This is a genomic window from Sinosporangium album (assembly GCF_900100605.1).
Lineage (GTDB): Bacteria > Actinomycetota > Actinomycetes > Streptosporangiales > Streptosporangiaceae > Sinosporangium > Sinosporangium album.
Genome location: NZ_FNCN01000039.1, coordinates 26,192 through 44,291, shown reverse-complemented (window position 1 = coordinate 44,291; position 18,100 = coordinate 26,192). Strand labels below are relative to the sequence as shown.

General features: G+C 70.3%; 16 protein-coding genes. 1 reads left to right on the top strand and 15 read right to left on the bottom strand.

The features are described 5' to 3' along the window. Positions 1–42 precede the first annotated feature (42 nt). Positions 43–1,272, top strand: a complete 1,230-nt coding sequence (locus BLQ73_RS26855; RefSeq protein WP_093174711.1) for a DUF349 domain-containing protein — start codon at positions 43–45, stop codon at positions 1,270–1,272. A gap of 145 nt (positions 1,273–1,417) precedes the next feature. Here BLQ73_RS26855 and BLQ73_RS26850 read toward each other — a convergent pair whose 3' ends face one another. The 15 genes from BLQ73_RS26850 to BLQ73_RS26780 all read right to left on the bottom strand — a co-directional run bounded on the left by BLQ73_RS26850 (position 1,418) and on the right by BLQ73_RS26780 (position 18,064). After that, positions 1,418–3,613, bottom strand: a complete 2,196-nt coding sequence (locus tag BLQ73_RS26850; protein ID WP_093174685.1) for a RelA/SpoT family protein — start codon at positions 3,611–3,613, stop codon at positions 1,418–1,420. A 208-nt stretch (positions 3,614–3,821) separates the two neighbouring features. Continuing rightward, positions 3,822–4,367: an adenine phosphoribosyltransferase gene (locus tag BLQ73_RS26845; RefSeq protein ID WP_093174683.1), complete on the bottom strand. Its 546-nt coding sequence runs from the start codon at positions 4,365–4,367 to the stop codon at positions 3,822–3,824. Positions 4,368–4,515: 148 nt separating this feature from the next. Next, entirely contained in the window at positions 4,516–5,589 is a 1,074-nt protein-coding gene (gene secF / locus BLQ73_RS26840; protein WP_093174681.1) for a protein translocase subunit SecF, read from the bottom strand. Next, the gene (gene secD, locus BLQ73_RS26835) at positions 5,589–7,421 is read right to left on the bottom strand and encodes a protein translocase subunit SecD (protein WP_338056654.1); all 1,833 of its coding nucleotides are present in this window, start codon (positions 7,419–7,421) and stop codon (positions 5,589–5,591) included. Before secD ends, secF begins: the two co-directional genes overlap by 1 nt. 215 nt (positions 7,422–7,636) lie before the next feature. Next, complete coding sequence (yajC, locus tag BLQ73_RS26830) at positions 7,637–8,026, bottom strand: preprotein translocase subunit YajC (protein WP_093174707.1); 390 nt, start codon at positions 8,024–8,026, stop codon at positions 7,637–7,639. A 468-nt stretch (positions 8,027–8,494) separates the two neighbouring features. Then, positions 8,495–9,535, bottom strand: a complete 1,041-nt coding sequence (gene ruvB / locus BLQ73_RS26825) for a Holliday junction branch migration DNA helicase RuvB (RefSeq protein WP_093174679.1) — start codon at positions 9,533–9,535, stop codon at positions 8,495–8,497. Further along, the gene (gene ruvA, locus BLQ73_RS26820) at positions 9,532–10,167 is read right to left on the bottom strand and encodes a Holliday junction branch migration protein RuvA (protein ID WP_093174677.1); all 636 of its coding nucleotides are present in this window, start codon (positions 10,165–10,167) and stop codon (positions 9,532–9,534) included. The genes ruvB and ruvA overlap by 4 nt, the downstream gene beginning before the upstream one ends. Then, complete coding sequence (ruvC, locus tag BLQ73_RS26815; RefSeq protein ID WP_093174705.1) at positions 10,164–10,718, bottom strand: crossover junction endodeoxyribonuclease RuvC; 555 nt, start codon at positions 10,716–10,718, stop codon at positions 10,164–10,166. The genes ruvA and ruvC overlap by 4 nt, the downstream gene beginning before the upstream one ends. Before the next feature lie 143 nt (positions 10,719–10,861). After that, complete coding sequence (locus BLQ73_RS26810) at positions 10,862–11,611, bottom strand: YebC/PmpR family DNA-binding transcriptional regulator (RefSeq protein WP_093174675.1); 750 nt, start codon at positions 11,609–11,611, stop codon at positions 10,862–10,864. A 3-nt stretch (positions 11,612–11,614) separates the two neighbouring features. Next, a complete protein-coding gene (pdxT, locus tag BLQ73_RS26805) occupies positions 11,615–12,205 on the bottom strand; it encodes a pyridoxal 5'-phosphate synthase glutaminase subunit PdxT (RefSeq protein ID WP_093174673.1) in 591 nt (196 codons plus the stop codon). Positions 12,206–12,299: 94 nt separating this feature from the next. Next, positions 12,300–13,856 (bottom strand): alkaline phosphatase D family protein, encoded by a 1,557-nt coding sequence (locus BLQ73_RS26800; RefSeq protein ID WP_093174671.1) that lies wholly within the window; start codon positions 13,854–13,856, stop codon positions 12,300–12,302. Positions 13,857–14,034: 178 nt separating this feature from the next. Continuing rightward, positions 14,035–14,949: a pyridoxal 5'-phosphate synthase lyase subunit PdxS gene (pdxS, locus tag BLQ73_RS26795; RefSeq protein WP_093174669.1), complete on the bottom strand. Its 915-nt coding sequence runs from the start codon at positions 14,947–14,949 to the stop codon at positions 14,035–14,037. A gap of 170 nt (positions 14,950–15,119) precedes the next feature. Next, positions 15,120–16,136, bottom strand: coding sequence for a DUF3048 domain-containing protein (locus tag BLQ73_RS26790; RefSeq protein ID WP_245691445.1), 1,017 nt, complete (start codon positions 16,134–16,136; stop codon positions 15,120–15,122). A 240-nt stretch (positions 16,137–16,376) separates the two neighbouring features. Further along, the gene (locus BLQ73_RS26785; protein WP_093174665.1) at positions 16,377–16,919 is read right to left on the bottom strand and encodes a hypothetical protein; all 543 of its coding nucleotides are present in this window, start codon (positions 16,917–16,919) and stop codon (positions 16,377–16,379) included. After that, positions 16,916–18,064 carry a glycosyltransferase family 4 protein gene (locus BLQ73_RS26780; RefSeq protein WP_093174663.1) on the bottom strand — a complete coding sequence of 383 codons (1,149 nt, stop codon included), beginning with the start codon at positions 18,062–18,064 and terminating at the stop codon, positions 16,916–16,918. The genes BLQ73_RS26785 and BLQ73_RS26780 overlap by 4 nt, the downstream gene beginning before the upstream one ends. Positions 18,065–18,100 lie beyond the last annotated feature (36 nt).

The window sequence follows — 18,100 nt, the reverse complement described above, 5'->3', positions numbered from 1 at the left end:
ACGTAGTCCCGGAGGGTCTGATTTCAAGTGCGGGAGGACACGGTGAGCACCGACCCGTGGGGCCGGGTAGACGACGACGGCACCGTCTACGTGCGTACGGCTGAGGGAGAACGGGCCGTCGGGTCCTGGCAGGCAGGCAAGCCGGAAGAAGGACTGGCCTTCTACCGCCGCAAGTTCGATGAACTGGCCACCCAGGTCGAGTTGCTCGAACAGCGCATGCGCGGCACAGACCTGCCGCCCGCCCAGGCCGAGGCCAACATCGTCAAACTACGCGAAGCTGTCGCGGACGCCCACGCCGTCGGCGACCTGGGCGCCCTGGCCGGCCGCCTCGACTCGCTGACGGAGCTGGTCGCCAGGCGGCGCGAGGAGGTCAAGGCCGCCCGCGACCACGCCAGGGCCGAGGCCAAGAGCGTCAAAGAGCGCATCGTCGCCGAGGCCGAGCGGATCGCCGACGACACCACCCATTGGAAGTCCGGCGGCGAACGGCTCCGCCAGCTCGTCGAGGAGTGGAAGGCCGCGGAGCGCATCGACAGGGCCACCGAGGCGACCCTGTGGAAGCGCCTGTCCGCGGCCCGTACGGCTTTCGCCAAGCGGCGCAAGGCCTACTTCGCGGGCCTCGACGAGCAGCGCGAGGGCGTGCGGGCGGCCAAGGAGCGCATCGTCGCCGAGGCCGAGGCGCTCGCGGACTCGACCGACTGGGCCAACACCGCGGCGGTCTACCGCGACCTCATGCGGCAGTGGAAGAGCGCCGGCCGGGCCTCCCGAGAGGCCGAGGACGAGCTGTGGACCCGCTTCAAGAGCGCCCAGGACCAGTTCTTCCAGGCCCGCTCCGCCGTCTTCGCCGAGCGCGACGCGTCCCTCGCCGCCAACGCCGAGGTGAAGGAGCAGCTCCTCATCGAGGCCGAGAAGATCATGCCGGTGACCGACGCGAGGGGTGCCCGCTCCACCCTGCGCGGCATCCTGGAGCGCTGGGAGGCCGCGGGCCCCGTCCCCCGCGATATGCGCGACCGCCTCGAAGGCGGCCTGCGCAAGGTGGACGAGGCCGTCCGCAGGGCCGAGGAAGCCGAGTGGAAGCGTTCCAACCCCGAGGCCCGCGCCCGCGCCCAGGACACCGTCAACCAGCTCAGGCGCTCCATCGAGCAGCTGGAGGCCCGCCTCGCAAAGGCGGGCGCCGCCGGGCGCGAGAAGGACGTGAAGGAGGCCGAGGAGGCCCTGGCGGCCCGCCGTTCCTGGCTGCAGGAGGCCGAGCGGACGCTGGCGGAGTTCTCCTGACGCCTGCCCAGGCACACCCCGCGGGGGCGGAGACCGATCGGTCTCCGCCCCCGCGGCGCTTTCCGGGCGCTCCCCCCCGGCGGGCGAGCCGACCGCGGCGCGCCGCCGGATGCCCGGCGGCGCCGTACGGCGTGGCTCGGGAGGGTCAGACGCCCGCGCCGCTGACGCGGTAGACGTCGTAGACGCCCTGGACGTTGCGGACGCCCTTGAGGACGTGGCCGAGGTGCTTGGGGTCGCCCATCTCGAAGGTGAAACGGCTGACGGCAACGCGGTCGCGCGAAGTGGCGACGGAGGCCGACAGGATGTTGACGTGATGGTCGGACAGGGCCCGCGTCACGTCCGACAGCAGGCGCGGCCGGTCGAGCGCCTCGACCTGGATGGCGACGAGGAAGACCGAGTCGTCGCTCGGCGACCAGCTCACCTCGACGAGGCGGTCGGGCTCCTCCTTGAGCTGATCGACGTTCGGGCAGTTGACGCGGTGGACCGACACGCCGTGGCCCCTGGTCACAAAACCGATGATCTCGTCGCCGGGGACGGGGGTGCAGCAGCGCGACAGCCGGACCCACACATCGGGGTCGCCCGCGACCACGACACCGGCGTTGGAGCCGCTGCGGGGCCGCCCCCGCAGCCGGGTCGGCACGGACGCCTCGGCGATGTCCTCCTCCGCGCCGTCCACCCCGCCGAACGACTGCACGAGCTTCTGCACCACGGACTGGGCGGCGACGTGGCCCTCGCCGACGGCGGCGTAGAGCGCCGACACGTCGGGGTAGCGCAGGTCCCGGGCCAGGGCGAGGAGCGCCTCGCCGGACATGAGCCGCTGGAGCGGCAGCCCCTGCTTGCGCATGGCGCGGCCGATGGCCTCCTTGCCCGCCTCGATGGCGGTCTCCCTGCGCTCCTTGGAGAACCACTGGCGGATCTTGTTGCGGGCCCGGCCGCTCTTGACGAACTTCAGCCAGTCGCGCGAGGGGCCGGCGTCGGGCGACTTCGAGGTGAAGATCTCGACGGTGTCGCCGTTGCCCAGCCTCGACTCCAGCGGTACGAGCCTGCCGTTGACGCGGGCGCCGATGCACCGGTGCCCGACCTCGGTGTGCACGGCGTAGGCGAAGTCGACCGGGGTCGCCCCCTCGGGCAGCGCGATGACCTGGCCGCGGGGGGTGAAGACGTAGACCTCCGACACCGACAGGTCGAAGCGGAGCGACTCCAAGAACTCGCCCGGGTCGGCGGTCTCCTTCTGCCAGTCGAGGAGCTGGCGCAGCCACGCCATGTCGCTCATCGGCTTGATCTTGGCCCCGCCGCCGGCGGCGCCCGTCGTCTCGTCCTTGTACTTCCAGTGCGCGGCCACGCCGTATTCGGCCCGGTGGTGCATGGCGTGGGTGCGGATCTGGAGCTCGACCGGCTTGCCCTCGGGCCCGATGACCGTCGTGTGGAGCGACTGGTACATGTTGAACTTGGGCATCGCGATGTAGTCCTTGAACCGGCCGGGCACGGGATTCCACCGCGCGTGGACCGTTCCGAGGGCCGCATAGCAGTCGCGCACCGTGTCGACGAGCACTCTGATGCCGACCAGGTCGTAGATGTCGTCGAAGGCCACGTCCTTGGCGATCATCTTCTGGTAGATCGAGTAGTAGTGCTTGGGTCGGCCCTTGACCGTCGCTCGGATCTTGGCCTGCCGCAGGTCGGTCGAGACCTCCTCGATGACCTCCTGGAGGAACAGGTCGCGGCGCGGCGCGCGCTTGGACACCATGCGCGCGATCTCGTCGTAGCGCTTGGGATACAGCAGCGCGAAGGCGAGGTCCTCAAGCTCCCACTTGATGGTGTTCATGCCGAGGCGGTGGGCCAGCGGAGCGAAGATCTCCAGCGTCTCGCGCGACTTCTGCTGGCGCTTGTGCTCGGGGAGGTAGCGCATCGTGCGCATGTTGTGCAGACGGTCCGCGAGCTTGATCACCAGCACGCGGATGTCGCGGGACATCGCGACGACCATCTTGCGCACGGTCTCCGCCTGGGCGGCGTCGCCGAACTTGACCTTGTCGAGCTTGGTGACGCCGTCGACCAGCAGCGCGATGTTGTCGCCGAAGTCCGCGCGCAGCTCGTCGAGGCCATAGGCGGTGTCCTCGACGGTGTCGTGGAGCAGCGCCGCGCAGAGCGTCTCGTCGTCGGTGCCGAGCTCCGCCAGGATCGTCGTGACCGCCAGCGGGTGCGTGATGTAGGGGTCACCGCTCTTACGCTTCTGGTCGCGGTGGTGGTAGGCCGCCATCTCATAGGCGCGCTCGATCAGCCTCAGGTCGGCCTTGGGATGGGTCGCACGGACCGTCCTGAAGAGCGGTTCGAGCACTGGGTTCATGCCCCCACCCCCAAAGAGTCTGCGTCGGACACCCGTGCCCCCGGATGTGGACGAACTCTGTTCGCCTGCAGGCGCGAGTGTCTCAGGACCGTCATTCCCGGCGGTCAGGTCAGGCACGACCACATCACGCGACACACAGACTCCTTACGTTCGAGTCAGATCCCTCAGTGTATCCACGTCGGTGGTGAGGGTGCCGTCCCCAGGCCGGTCAGACGATCACCAAAGAACGCAGGTCAACGCCTTCCAACCGGTCCCGGCCCTTGAGGAAGGCCAGTTCCATGAGCACGGCGACACCGACGACCTCGGCGCCCGCCCTGCCGACCAGCTCCACCGTCGCCTGCGCCGTGCCGCCGGTGGCGAGCACGTCGTCGACGATGAGCACGCGGTCTCCAGGGGCGAAGGCGTCGCGATGGACCTCGACGGTCGCGGAGCCGTACTCCAGATCGTAGGCCGCCGAGAGGGTTTCAGCGGGCAGTTTGCCCTTCTTTCGTACTGGAACAAACCCCACGCCCGCCTGACAGGCCACCGGGGCCGCCAGGATGAAGCCCCGCGCCTCGATCCCGACCACCTTGTCCACCATGCCCACCGTGTCCGCGGAGTCCGCCGTGGCCCATCTGGCGAGCTCGTCCACCACCGCGGCGAAGGCCACGGGGTCTGCGAGCAGCGGTGTGATGTCCTTGAACAGCACACCAGGCTGAGGATAGTCGTAAACATCCCTGATCCTGCTGAGAATCAGCGACGTCAGCTCGGTCATGTCACACCTCGGGGTCGCGGAGGGCCTGTCCCTGGGAAGGATTGTGCCGGAAAACGAGCGAGGGCTCCGCGTGTCCGGCGAACTCGCCGGACACGCGGAGCCCTCGGCACGACCCTGGGAGGCCGGCCCTCGCGGGCCGACCGCCCGATCAACGCTTCTTGCGCTTGTCGGAGGGCGGCTCGGGCGCGGCGGCGGATGTCGCCGCCCCCGCCGCGCCGGCGGCGACCGGCTCCCGGCCCCCCGCGCTCACTCGCGGGGTCTTGTTGCTTTTCGTACTCCCGAGGCGCCTCGCGATCGCCTGGTACTTGGGCTCGCGCTCCTTGAGCTGGACCAGCAGAGGCGTCGCCACGCAGAGCGACGAGTAGGTGCCGACGATCATGCCGACGAACAGCGCCAGGGACAGGTCCTTCAGGGTGCCCGCTCCGAGCAGCGTCGTGCCGATGAACAGGATCGCCGCGACCGGCAGGATGGCGACCAGCGTGGTGTTCAGCGAGCGGATCAGGGTGTGGTTGAGCGCGTTGTTGGCCGCCTGCGTGTAGGTCATCTTGGAGGTCGTGCCGAGCTTGGCCGTGACCTCCTTGATCATGTCGAACACGACCACGGCGTCATAGAGCGAGTAGCCGAGAATCGTCAGGAAGCCCAGCATCGTCGCCGGGGTGACCTCGAATCCCGACCAGGCGTAGACGCCCGCGGTGATGACCAGGTCGTGGAGGAGGGCGACCACCGCGGACATCGCCATCTTCCACTCGAAGGCCATGGTCAGATACAAGATGATCGCCAGCATGAAGACGATCAGGCCGATGACCGCCTTCTCGGAGACCTCCCCGCCCCAGGAGGCGCCGATGACGTCGACGCTCACCTGGTCGCGCTTGACCTTGAACTCGTCGCTGACGGTCTGCTGGACCTTGGTGACCGCCTCGGGCTTCAGGCTCTCGGTCGTCACGCGCCAGCGCTCACCCGCCGTCTGCACGATGACCTGGTGCGCCCCGGCGTCCTGCATGGTGGAGCGCACCTGCTCGATGGAGGCCGCCGGCGCGCTGAAGGTGAAGACCGAGCCTCCCCGGAACTCCACACCCAGGTTGAGGCCCTTGAACAGCAGTCCGGCCAGGGAAACGATCAGCAGGAAGGCCGACAGGCCGTACCACAGCTTGTGGCGCCCGACGAAGTCGACGTTGATCTCGCCCCGGTAGAGGCGGCGGACGAGAGTGCCGAAGCCGGACATCATGCCTCCTGCGGGGCGCTCGTGCGGACGGTGGTGTCGCTGCTCATGCGCTCGGCGTCAAGCCCGGAGAGCTTGTGCCCCTTGCTGAAGAACTTCAAGCGTGCCAGCAGGGTCACGAGGGGCTTGGTGAACATGAACACCAGGACCACGTCGATGAGCGTGGTGAGGCCCATCGCGAAGGCGAACCCGGCCACGTCTCCGACCGACAGGAAGTAAAGCACGACCGCGGCGATGAACATGACGGCGTCGGCCACCAGGATCGTGCGCCGTGCGCGCACCCAGGCCACCTCGATCGCGGTTCTGAGTGAGCGCCTGCCCTCCTTCATCTCATCTCGGATGCGTTCGAAGAAGACGATGAAGGAGTCGGCGGTGATACCGATCGAGACCACCAGGCCGATGATGTGCGGAAGGGACAGGCGGAATCCGGCATTGTGTCCGAGGAGCACCACGGCCTGGTAGGTCAGCAGGGCCGCGACCGCGAGGCTCAGCACCGACACGCTGCCGAGACCCCGGTAGTAGATCATGGAGTAGATCACCACGAGGATCAGGCCGATGCCGCCCGCGACGAGGCCGCCGGAGAGCTGGTCCTGTCCGAGGGTCGACGACACCGACACGACGGAGCTGTGGACGAACTTCAGTGGCAGAGCACCGTATTTGAGCTGGTTGGCCAGCTCGGTGGCGGACTGCTGGTTGAAGCTGCCGGAGATCTGCGCCCGGCCGCCGGGGATCGGCTCCTGGATGACCGGCGCCGAGATGACCACGCCGTCGAGGACCATGGCCACCTGGTTGCGCGGGGGCTGCGAGTTGAACGCGGTGGTCGTGACCTTGGACCACTCGGTGGCGCCCTTGCTCTTGAAGTCGAGCTGGACGATCCACTCGCCGGTGGTGTCGGCGACGCCGGAACTGGCACTGTTGATCTCGGTGCCGGTCACCGCGGCCTTGTCGAGGATGTAGCGCTCCGCGCCGTCCTTGCTGCAGGCGGCGAGCTGCTTGTTCTGGTCGTCCTGGGCGCCCTGGCCGCGGTCCTGGGCCTGGCACTTGAGGTCGCGGAACTGCTGGAGCACGGCCGGGTCGATGCCGGTGGTGTCCATGCCCGCGAGCGGGTCCTGCTGGTCGGCCGGCGGCGGGGCCGAGGCGGACGGCGAGGGGGTGGACTGCCGGGCCGGCCGTGTGGAACCGGTCGCCCTCGGCGTGGCCTGCGCCGACGGACTCTGGTCCGGGGTGGCGGCCGCGGCCGGGGGCGAGGGGGCGGAGGCCGGGCCGACCAGAGCCGACGACAGCGCCCGTCCGGCGGGCGAGACGCTCACGCCGGGCCGGGCCGTGTCCGAGGGGGCGGCCGTCGGCTCCGTCGCGCGCGACTTCGGCGTGGCGGCGGGGCTGCCACTCGGCGACGCCGAACCGCTCGCCGAGGGGCTCGGGGCGGTCGTCGGGATCTCGGCCGGCGGAATCACCGCCGGAGCCGCGGCCAGCACCTGGCGGAACCGCAGCTCCGCCGTGGTGCCGACGAGTTTGATGACCTCTTCCTGGCCCACGCCCGGCACCGAGATGACGATGTTGTCGCCCGACTTGGCCACCTGGGCATCGGAGATGCCGCTGCCGTTCACCCGGTCGCGGATGATGTTGACTGCGAGGTCGAGGCTCTCCTGCGACGGAGGGCGGTTGTCCGGAGTGAGGGGCGAGAGCGTGAGGGTCGTGCCGCCCGCAAGGTCAAGACCGAGCTTGGGGGTGAACGCCTTCTGCAGGATCATTGCCCCGCCCATGGCGAGGATGAGCGCCAGTAGCAGGAGGAGCGTGCGTCCCGGTCTGCTCTGGCCGCTGGTCGGTCGGGCCACTGGTCGTCGATTCTTTCGCGTGTCGAGTGCGTCGGATGAGATTGCCGTGCAATAGCTGAGCCTATTGAGCCCTGAGCCTGGTGAGGACCGAGTCCTCCTCATCCGCCCCCGCGGGGTGGCGATTGGCCGGGTGGTGGGCCCGACCCTGCCGTGCCCCGCGAACGGGGGCCCGCGAACGCCGACGAGGACCGCTCACCGCGCCTCGTCGGCGCCGGTCAGGGTTGCTTTCCGGGCGAGTCCGACCCGTTGCCGGCGGACCCGTCCTTGTCCTTGACGTCCTTCTCCTCGGCGTCGTCGAGACCCGTCACGTCGTCCACGGGGTCGATCGTGGTCTTCGCGTCGCTGTAGGGCTCGATCACCCGGCCCACAGCCGCCTTCACCCAGCGCGTCTCCACACCGGGCGCGAGCTCGAGAATGACGTCCTCGTTGTCCACGGCGACCACCGTGCCGAACAGTCCCGTCGTGGTCATCACCCTCGTTCCGGGGGCCAGGCTGTTCTGCATCTCCAGCTGCTCGCGCTGCCGTTTGCGCTGCGGGCGGATGAGCAGGAAGTAGAACACCACGACCAGAAGGATCAGCGGCAAGAACGAGGTAATGTCGCCCACAAGGGCCACCTTCCATGAGAACACCGGCGGTCGCCGGAGATATCAACTGCAGTGAGTGCGGCCGCGCCGCTAAGCACGTCAGCCTACACAGCCAGCCAAGCCACGGAGTGTAGGCGAGCGTTTGTCAACCCGGCAACGAACCCACGATCCGCCGCGCGGGGAAGTTCCCATTTCGCAACGGTTGTCACCATTCTGTGATCAAGCTCCGTACGGCTCCCGCGCTCGAATCCCCGTGCGCTCCGGGCTTGGGGACAACGCCGCGGCGGTGGAGTACGGCCTGCTCGGGGGGCATCTCTTAGTGAACCACCTCCTGAGGGAGGGAAGCACATCAGCCCACTGCGCGAGCCCACCGCACAGGCCCACCGCGCGAGTGCGTGCGGCAAGTCCGTCGAACGAGTCCGCACATCGGAACCGCGCTCCTGGAACCTCGCGCCCCGGACCTGATGCGGCCCCGCGTCTGTCGCTGCGTCAGGGCTCCGCGGGCCGGGGGTCGGCGCCGAAGGCATCCGGTGGCGGGACGAGCCCCAGGTGGATCCAGGCGGCGGCCGTGGCCACCCGCCCGCGGGGAGTGCGGGCCAGAAGGCCCTGGCGCACGAGGAAGGGCTCGGCCACCACCTCGACCGTCTCGGGCTCCTCCCCCACCGCGACCGCCAGGGTGGACAGGCCCACGGGACCGCCGCCGAACTTGCCGAGCAGCGCACCGAGCACGGCCCGGTCGAGCCGGTCGAGGCCCTCGGCGTCGACCTCGTAGAGGTCGAGAGCGGCCGAGGCCAGGTCGCGGGTGACCAGGCCGTCGGCGCGGACCTCGGCGAAGTCGCGGACGCGGCGCAGCAGGCGGTTGGCGATGCGGGGCGTGCCCCGGGAGCGCCGCGCGATCTCGCGCGCCCCGTCGTCGGGGAGCACGATGCCGAGGAGCCGCGAGGAGCGGTGCAGCACCCGCTCCAGCTCGCCGACGTCGTAGAAGTCCATGTGCGCGGTGAAGCCGAATCGGTCGCGCAGCGGAGCCGGCAGCAACCCGGCGCGCGTGGTGGCCCCGACGAGGGTGAAGGGCGCGATGTCGAGGGGGATCGCGGTGGCGCCGGGGCCCTTGCCGACGACGATGTCGACGCGGAAGTCCTCCATCGCGAGATAGAGCATCTCCTCCGCGGGGCGCGCCATGCGGTGGATCTCGTCGATGAACAGCACCTCGCCCTCGGACAGGGTGGAGAGGATCGCCGCGAGGTCTCCGGCGCGCTCCAGCGCGGGACCCGAGGTGACGCGGAGGGGCGCGCCGAGCTCGGCCGCGATGATCATCGCCAGCGTGGTCTTGCCGAGGCCCGGCGCCCCGCTCATGAGCACGTGGTCGGGCGGGCGGTTGCGGCGCAGGGCACTGTGAAGCACCAGGGATAGCTGCTCGCGGACGCGGGCCTGGCCGATGAACTCGTCAAGCCGCTTGGGCCGCAGCGCGGCCTCGATCGTGTGCTCGTCGCCCTCGGCGTCGGGGGACACGAGCTCGCGCCCGGCGCTCACCGCCGCCCTCCGGCCGGCCCGCTGAGGACGCGCAGCGCCGACTTGAGCAGCGCGGCCACCTGCGGCGTGCGGCCGAGGGCGATCTCGGCCTCCGCCTCGCGGGCGACCAGCTCCACCGCCTCGTCGGCGTCGCGCGCGGTGTAGCCGAGGCCGACGAGGCCCGTGTGGACCTGGTCGCGCCACGGCGGGGCCGGCGCGTGCCCGTTGGCGGAGGGGGCGGCGGCGTCGCCGGGGACGCCGAGTCTGTCCTTGAGTTCGAGGACGATGCGCTGCGCCCCCTTCTGGCCGATGCCGGGAACGCGGGTCAGCGCCTTGAGGTCGCCGGAGGCCACGGCCAGGCGCAGCGCGTCGGGGGTGTGCACGGCCAGCATCGACAGCGCGAGCCTCGGGCCGACCCCGCTCGCGGTCTGCAGCAGCTCGAACACCGCGCGCTCGTCGTCGTCGGCGAAGCCGTAGAGCGTCAGCGACTCCTCGCGCACGACCAGCGAGGTGGCCAGCCGGGCCGCCTCTCCCGTGCGCAGCCCGGCCAGAGTGCCGGGGGTGCAGTGGAGCAGAACGCCCACTCCCCCGACATCGACGACAGCCGTGCCGGGGGTGACCGACACCACCCGCCCCGAGACCGACGCAATCACAACGCTGTCCCTCTCCCATCCCGTCGCACGGCCCCGCTCGCCTTGACGCGGGCCAGCGCCTCGGCCACCCGCCCCGCGCTGCCGCCGCGCCACACGTGGCAGATGGCGAGCGCCAGTGCGTCCGCCGCGTCGGCTGGCTTGGGCATCGCGGTCAGCCTGAGCAACCGGGTCACCATCAGGCCGACCTGCTTCTTATCGGCGGTGCCGCTGCCCGTGACGGCCGCCTTGACCTCGCTCGGGGTGTGCAGCGCCACCGGCAGGCCCCGGCGGGCGGCACAGGTGATCGCCACGGCCGACGCCTGGGCGGTGCCCATCACCGTGCGGAGGTTGTGCTGGGCGAACACCCGCTCGACCGCGAGCACATCGGGCCGGTGCTCGTCGAGCCACCGCTCGATCTCCCGCTCGATGGCGACCAGCCTGGCCCCGATGTCGTCACCCGCGGGAGTGCGCACCACCCCCACGTCGACCAGGGACAGCGGGGCCCCCGGGCGGCCCTGGACCGCTCCGAGCCCGCACCGCGTCAACCCGGGATCGACCCCGAGGACGCGCAGCTCGGGCAGACGCATCGCCACCGCCTCCCCCGTCAACGCATCGGACCGAACATCTGTTCGGCCCGAACTCTACCCCTCCCGAAGCCCGCACGCACCACGAACACGCCGCACACCGGCATCCGCGCGCGAGGCGAGCCGCGGGCCTAGTCGAGCTTGGCGAGGATCTCGTCGGAGACGTCGAAGTTGGCGTAGACGTTCTGAACGTCGTCGCTGTCCTCCAGGGCCTCGATGAGCCGGAAGACCTTCTTCGCGCCCTCTTCGTCGAGCGGGACGGAGAGCGAGGGCATGAACGCCGCCTCGGCCGACTCGTAGTCGATGCCGGCGCCCTGAAGGGCGGTGCGAACGGGGATGAGGTCGCCCGCCTCGGAGACGACCTCGAAGGATTCGCCGAGGTCGTTGACCTCTTCGGCGCCCGCTTCGAGGACCGCGGTGAGCACGTCGTCCTCGCTCAGCCCGCCTTTGGGCACGATCACGACGCCCTTGCGGTTGAACATGTAGGAGACCGAGCCCGGGTCTGCCATGGAGCCGCCGTTGCGGGTCATGGCGACGCGCACCTCGGAGGCGGCGCGGTTGCGGTTGTCGGTGAGGCACTCGATGAGTACGGCGACGCCTCCCGGCGCGTATCCCTCATACGTGATCGTCTGCCACTCGGCGCCGCCGGCTTCGAGGCCGCCGCCGCGCTTGCGGGCGCGCTCGATGTTGTCGAGGGGCACGGAGTTCTTGCGCGCCTTGGTGATGGCGTCGTAGAGGGTGGGGTTGCCGTCAGGGTCGGGACCACCCGTGCGCGCCGCCACCTCGATGTTCTTGATGAGCTTCGCGAACAACTTGCCGCGCTTGGCGTCGAGCGCGGCCTTCTTGTGCTTGGTCGTCGCCCATTTGGAGTGGCCGGACATTGCCTAGGACTCCCTCACCATCTCAGCAAAGTATGAGTGCACGCGGCCCTCACCGGTCAACTCGGGATGGAAGGACGTCGCGAGCAGCGGCCCCTGACGGACCGCCACGATCCTATCCCCAGCGTCGGCCTGAGCCAGCACCTCAACGCCCGCTCCCACCGACTCGACCCAGGGCGCTCGTATGAAGACCGCTCTGACCTGGCCGAGTCCGGCGAATTCCAGGTCTGATTCGAAGGAGTCGACTTGGCGGCCGAAGGCGTTGCGCCGCACTACCATGTCGATACCGCCGAAGGTCTGCTGGCCTTCCATGCCGCCCTCGAGGCGGTCGGCGAGCATGATCATGCCTGCGCACGAGCCGTAGGCGGGCATGCCCTCCTTGATGCGCATGCGCACGGGTTCGAGCATGCCGAAGGCCTCGGCGAGCTTCCACATGGTGGTGGACTCCCCTCCGGGGATCACCAGCGCGTCGACGGCGTCGAGCTCGCTCTGGCGGCGCACACCGACCGCCCGCAGACCTGTGGCCGCCAGTGAGTGCAGATGCTCGCGCACGTCGCCTTGGAGGGCGAGCACGCCGACGGTGGGTGCGGCGGTCACAGTGGTCCTTCCCGAGGGGGCTGATTTCCTCCTTAGCGTATGGCCACTCTTCAAATCCCCTCAAACCACCCCTGCCCCAGGAGACGGCGGCGCGTCATCGCAACGGGCCGCCGACCGGCACCTCGCGCATCCCCGGCACCCTGTCCTTGATCACGAACCGGGCGCGGGTGTGGACGGGCGCACCGGCCGTGGTGACGTACGGCAGGACCTTGTAGTCCACGGTCACCGCGTCGGGCGCGATTCGCAGCATCGCGTAACCGCGCTGCCCGTTGTAGAACTTCAGGTGGGGATTGTCCCAGAACAGCGGATGCACCGAGGGCACGTTGTCGGCCCCGTCTCCGCCGCTGCTGATGGAGGTCGTCACCACCTCCGAGCCGATGACGGGCGAGTCCGGGTCGTCGTAGTCGAGCCGGATGTCGGACGCCCAGTGCGAATGCGCGTCGCCCGTGAGCACGATCGTGTTGCGCACACCCGCCTCGATCCACCCCCGTGCCACTCTCAGGCGGGAGGCGGGATAGCCGTCCCAGGCGTCCCTGCGGACCTTGCGGCGCGGCCCCGGATCGCGGTCGCGCTGGCTGAAGAACACCTGCTGGCCGATGATGTCCCAGCGCGCGCGCGAGGTGCGGAACCCGTCGAGGAGCCAGCGCTCCTGCTCCCGCCCGATGATCGTGCGGGCCGGGTCGTCGCCCACGCAGTGGACGGCGTCGCCGAAGCAGGTCTGGTCGTCGCGGTACTGCCTGGTGTCGATCAGGTGGAAGCAGACCAGCTCCCCCCAGGGGAGACGGCGGTAGAGCCGCAGGTCGGGGCCGCGCGGCACCGAGCTCGACCGCAGCGGCATGTTCTCGTAGTACGCCTGGAAGGCGTCCTCCCGCCGCTCGGCGATCCCGGGCCTGGAGTACCACCGCTGGCCGGCGCCCGCCCAGTTGTTCTCCAGTTCGTGGTCGTCCCACACCACGGCCCAGGGGGCGGCGGCGTGCGCGGCGCGCAAGTCGGGGTCGGTGCGGTACTGCGCGTAGCGCAGCCGGTATTCCGCCAGCGTCCAGGTCTCGCCGCCCAGGTGCCGGCGCACCCCGTGGGTGGTCCGCGGGTGCTCGTAGATGTAGTCGCCGAGATGCAGCACCAGGTCGGGCCCTTCCTCGGCGAGCCTGCGGTAGCCGGTGAAGTAGCCCTCCTCGTAGTGCGCGCACGAGGCGACTCCGACGAGGAGGGGTGCGCCGGTCTCGCCCGGGGCGGGCGCGGTACGGGTGCGCCCCACCGGGGAGAGGTGCGCGCCGGATTTGAACTGGTACCAGTAGTCTCGGTTGGGCTGGAGCCCGGACACCTCCACGTGAACGCTGTGCGCCCACGCGGGGTAGGCGTCGACGACGCCGCGCCGTACCTCCGCGGCGCGTTTCTCATCGCCGTAGATACGCCATTCGACCTGCACGGGCCGGTCTCCGGCGCCGCCCTTGCCGTCGGCGGCGAGCGGGGTCGGCGCGAGGCGCGTCCAGAGCACGAAGCCGTCGGGTGAGGGGTCGCCGGAGGCCACGCCGAGGGTGAAGGGGTCGGGCGCGGTATGTCGGGCGGAGGCCCCCGCCGTGCCCGGCAGCCCCACGGCCGCCCCGGCCGCGGATGCCGCGGTGAGGAACGAGCGCCTGGTCGACACGGGCATGGACGGCCTCCGGGAAGATCGGAACGGATTCCCGCAGCTTCCCGTACGGCTCCCGCCCCCGCGGCCCGGTGCGATGGCGGATGCGCTAAATGGACCGGATCTTTGGACGCACGAAAACGGCGGCCCCCCACATAGGGGGCCGCCGTGGGCGGAAGACGGGTCAACCGCCGTGAAGGACCTACCAGCCGCGGTCGGCCAGGCGGTGCGGCACGGGGATGTCGTCGACGTTGATACCGACCATGGCCTCGCCGAGACCGCGCGACACCTTGGCCAGGACGTCGGGGTCGTCGAAGAACGTGGTGGCCTTGACGATCGCGGCGGCGCGCTTGGCCGGGTCCCCGGACTTGAAGATGCCCGAGCCCACGAACACGCCCTCCGCGCCCAGCTGCATCATCATCGCGGCGTCGGCCGGCGTGGCGATGCCGCCGGCGGTGAACATCACGACGGGCAGCTTGCCGGTCTTGGCGACCTCGGCGACCAGCTCGTACGGCGCCTGCAGCTCCTTGGCCGCGACGTAGAGCTCGTCTTCGGCCATGGAGGACAGCCGCTTGATCTCACCGAGGATCTTGCGCATGTGGGTGGTGGCGTTGGAGACGTCCCCGGTGCCGGCCTCGCCCTTGGAGCGGATCATGGCCGCCCCCTCGGAGATGCGGCGCAGCGCCTCGCCGAGGTTGGTCGCGCCGCACACGAAGGGGACGGTGAAGCGCCACTTGTCGATGTGGTTGGCGTAGTCGGCGGGGGTGAGCACTTCGGACTCGTCGATGTAGTCCACGCCGAGGGCCTGGAGGACCTGGGCCTCGACGAAGTGCCCGATACGGGCCTTGGCCATGACCGGGATGGACACGGCGGAGATGATGCCCTCGATCATGTCGGGGTCGCTCATCCGGGAGACTCCCCCCTGTGCCCGGATGTCGGCGGGAACGCGCTCCAGAGCCATGACGGCGACCGCGCCGGCGTCTTCGGCGATCTTGGCCTGGTCAGGGGTGACGACGTCCATGATGACGCCGCCCTTGAGCATCTCGGCCATTCCACGCTTGACCCGGGCGGTTCCGGTGACGGGGGTCTCGGGGACTTCGGGACTGCTGCTGGACACGATCTTTCCTCACGACGGCTGGACCAGAGATCATCGGCCGCCCGATGGGGGGTACCGACTCATGTCCATCGTAGGTGCTGATCAGGACAAGCCCCTACCCACCCTCTTGTCAGGTTTTGTCCTTCGGTTTCGACATTCAGGCAATACCCCCGTGAGGCGGACCGCTGAAGTCAGGGCTGGACCGGCTTGGGCGCGGCGAGCACCACCCAGACCTGCCCGGGAGCGAACGGCATCGGCTCGCCCGCCTCGCTGGTGAACTCGGTGCCCGACTTCTCGCTCTTCCGGCTCCAACGCGCTTCGTACGCCTTCCCGTCCCGCAGCACGACCGCGCGCCCCTTGCCCACGGTCTGGATCAGCGGCGTGTAGCTGTCGTTCACGTCGTGGAACTGCGACCGCGTCGTCGTGGCGTACTGCACGACGATGGTCGGCGCCCCCTGCTGCCCGCCCTCGGCGGCAACGTCCTTCTTGCCGTCCTGCCAGACCAGCCAGCGCTTCTGCTTCTCCGACCAGCCGAAGGTGAAGCGGGCGGCCGGGTAGCGCACCGAGAACGACTTCTTCGGCGTGCCCCCTTCCGGCGCGTCGCCGAAGACGAAGCCGATGTCCTTGGCCTTCGCCGCCTTGGAGGCGTTGTCGAGCAGCTTGTCCGGCGTGGCGAACAGGTTGTAGGGCGCGTAGCGGCCCGGTTCGCGGAAGTAGGCCCCGGGGGCGGAACTGTCGGACACGTCGATCAGCGATGCCTGCTGGACGAACGGGATCATCTTCGTCTGAACGCCCGAGTAGGAGAAGGCGGGTTTGCCGTACTGCGCCATGATGTGCAGGTCGGAGATGCGGGCGCTGCGCACCGGGCCGATCTTCTTGGGCAGTTTCGAGGAGAACACCGCCATGAGCCGGGTGAGCCCGCCCTCCACCTGGGTGACGTAGATGATGTCGGCGCTGCGCAGGCCCATCTGGGGTTTGCCGGCCGCCGTGTTCTCGATCTTGGCGGTGAGCACGGGCCCGGGCTCGCCGGAGTACGGCATGCCGGTGAAGGGGTGGGCGGGCCGGGCCTCCACAGTGGGCGCGGGGGTGGCGGGAGCCGCCTGTGGGATCTTCCCGGGGGCGGTGGGCTCGGAGGAGGAGCAGGCCGCGACGGGCGCGAGTACGGCAGCGCCGGTGAGAGCGATGGCGATGATCCGGGGTACCCGCACGAGACGACTCCTCAACTTTGCCCAGGAAACGGGCCAAAGCCTACCCATGTCGCAAGAGGCAAGTTTCCCGTTTGATGAGGGAGATCGTCGACAAATCGAATGATCGACGTATTTCGGCAGCACAAAAGGGGATTTTTCGCCCACATGCGTACGCGGCCGAGCGGGGACCCGCGGTGTTGTCGGCGGTGCCGGCGGTGCCGGGCCTCCGCGGCCTACTCGGCGCGTCTCACTCGGCGCGTCTCACTCGGCGGCCATCGCCTGCGGCGGCTCGTCGTCGATCTCGAAGAACCTCGGATACTCGGTGTGCCCCGCCAGCCGCAGCGTCCTGGCCAGCCACCGGCGCTGCGCCGTACGGGTGACCCCCACGGAGTTGTTGTAGAAGCGCCGCGAGTAGACCACCTTGGCCACGGCGGCGTGCAGCTCCTCCACCAGTGCCGGCCCGTCGGGCGCCTCGGCCAGGCGCTCCCGGAAGCGCTCCTGGTCCACCACGGCCCTCACGGTGCGCGACAGGTCGCTCTCGGCGTGTTCGCGCTCCTCCAGCCCGGCCGTACGCGCCTCGTGCGCCGCCGCGGCCAGCACGAGACTGGTGGCGGGGTCGAGGACACGCGACCCGGCGAGCTCCAGGCAGACCGCGGCGCGGCGGATCAGTGCCGCGTCCAGCGACTCGCGCGCGAGTTCCAGCCGGATGTGCATGCGGTCGAGGCGCCCCGCCCGCCAGGAGATGTAGACGGCGGTGAGCACCACGACGACGCCCACCACCAGCAGGACCGTGGCCGCGTTCACCGCGCCCGCCCCTCCGGCCGCTCGTCCTCGACCCGCACAGGCGCCCCGCCCACCACGGTCTCGTACACGCGGACCACATCGCGCGCCACCGTCGACCAGTCGTACTTCCGTACGGCGTGCCGCGCCTCGTCCGACAGCTTCGCGCGGCGTCCGGGGTCGTCGAGGAGCGCGCCCGCGGCCCGCGCCAGCGCGGGGGCGTCGCCCGTGGCGAACAGCATGCCCGCCTGGCCGTCGCCGAGGACGCGGCGGAACGCCGGGATGTCGCTCGCGAGAATGGGCGCCCCCGCCGACATCGCCTCCGTCAGCACGATGCCGAAGCTCTCCCCGCCGAGGTTCGGGGCGCAGAAGACGTCGACCGAGTGGTAGGCCCTGACCTTGTCCTCCTCGCTCACCATGCCGAGCACGCCCACGCGGTCCCTGAACTCGCGCGGCACCTGGTCGTAGACCTCGTCCGCGTCGCCGGGGCCCGCGATCAGCAAGCGCACCTCCGGCCGCTCGGGAGCCAGCAGGCGGAACGCCGACAGCAGCGTGGGAAGCCCCTTGCGGGGCTCGTCCATCCGCCCGAGGAATCCGATGACGCCGCCGTCGGGACCCCACCCCGGCAGGGGCTCGGCCCTCTCGTAGCGCCCGACCGCGACGCCGTTCGGGATGAGTACGGCATCGCCCCCGACATGCTCGACGAGCGTCTTGCGCGCCGCGTCGGACACCGCGATACGGCCGGTGATCTTCTCCAGGGCGCTCTGCAGCATGGGGCCGGCCACCGACATCGCCCGCGAGCGGCGGTAGGAGGCGTGGAAGGTCGCCACGATGGGCCCGCGCGCCACCCAGCAGGCCAGCAGGCCGACGGAGGGCACCGCGGGCTCGTGTACGTGCAGCACGTCGAAGGCGCCCTCCTTGATCCATCGGCGCACCCGGGCCGCCGACAGGAACCCGAACGCGAGCCGCGCCACCGACCCGTTGTACGGCACGGGCACGGCCCGCCCCGCCGAGGTGACGTAGGGCGGGAGGTCGGCGTCGTCCCCCGCCGGGGCCATCACCGACACGTGGTGGCCCTCGCGGGCCAGGGCCTCGGCCAGGTCGCGGATGTGCGCCTGGACTCCGCCCGGCACCTCCCAGGTGTAGGGGCAGACGATGCCGATCCTCATGCGCTGATCCTCATGCGCTGATCCTCATGCGCTGAT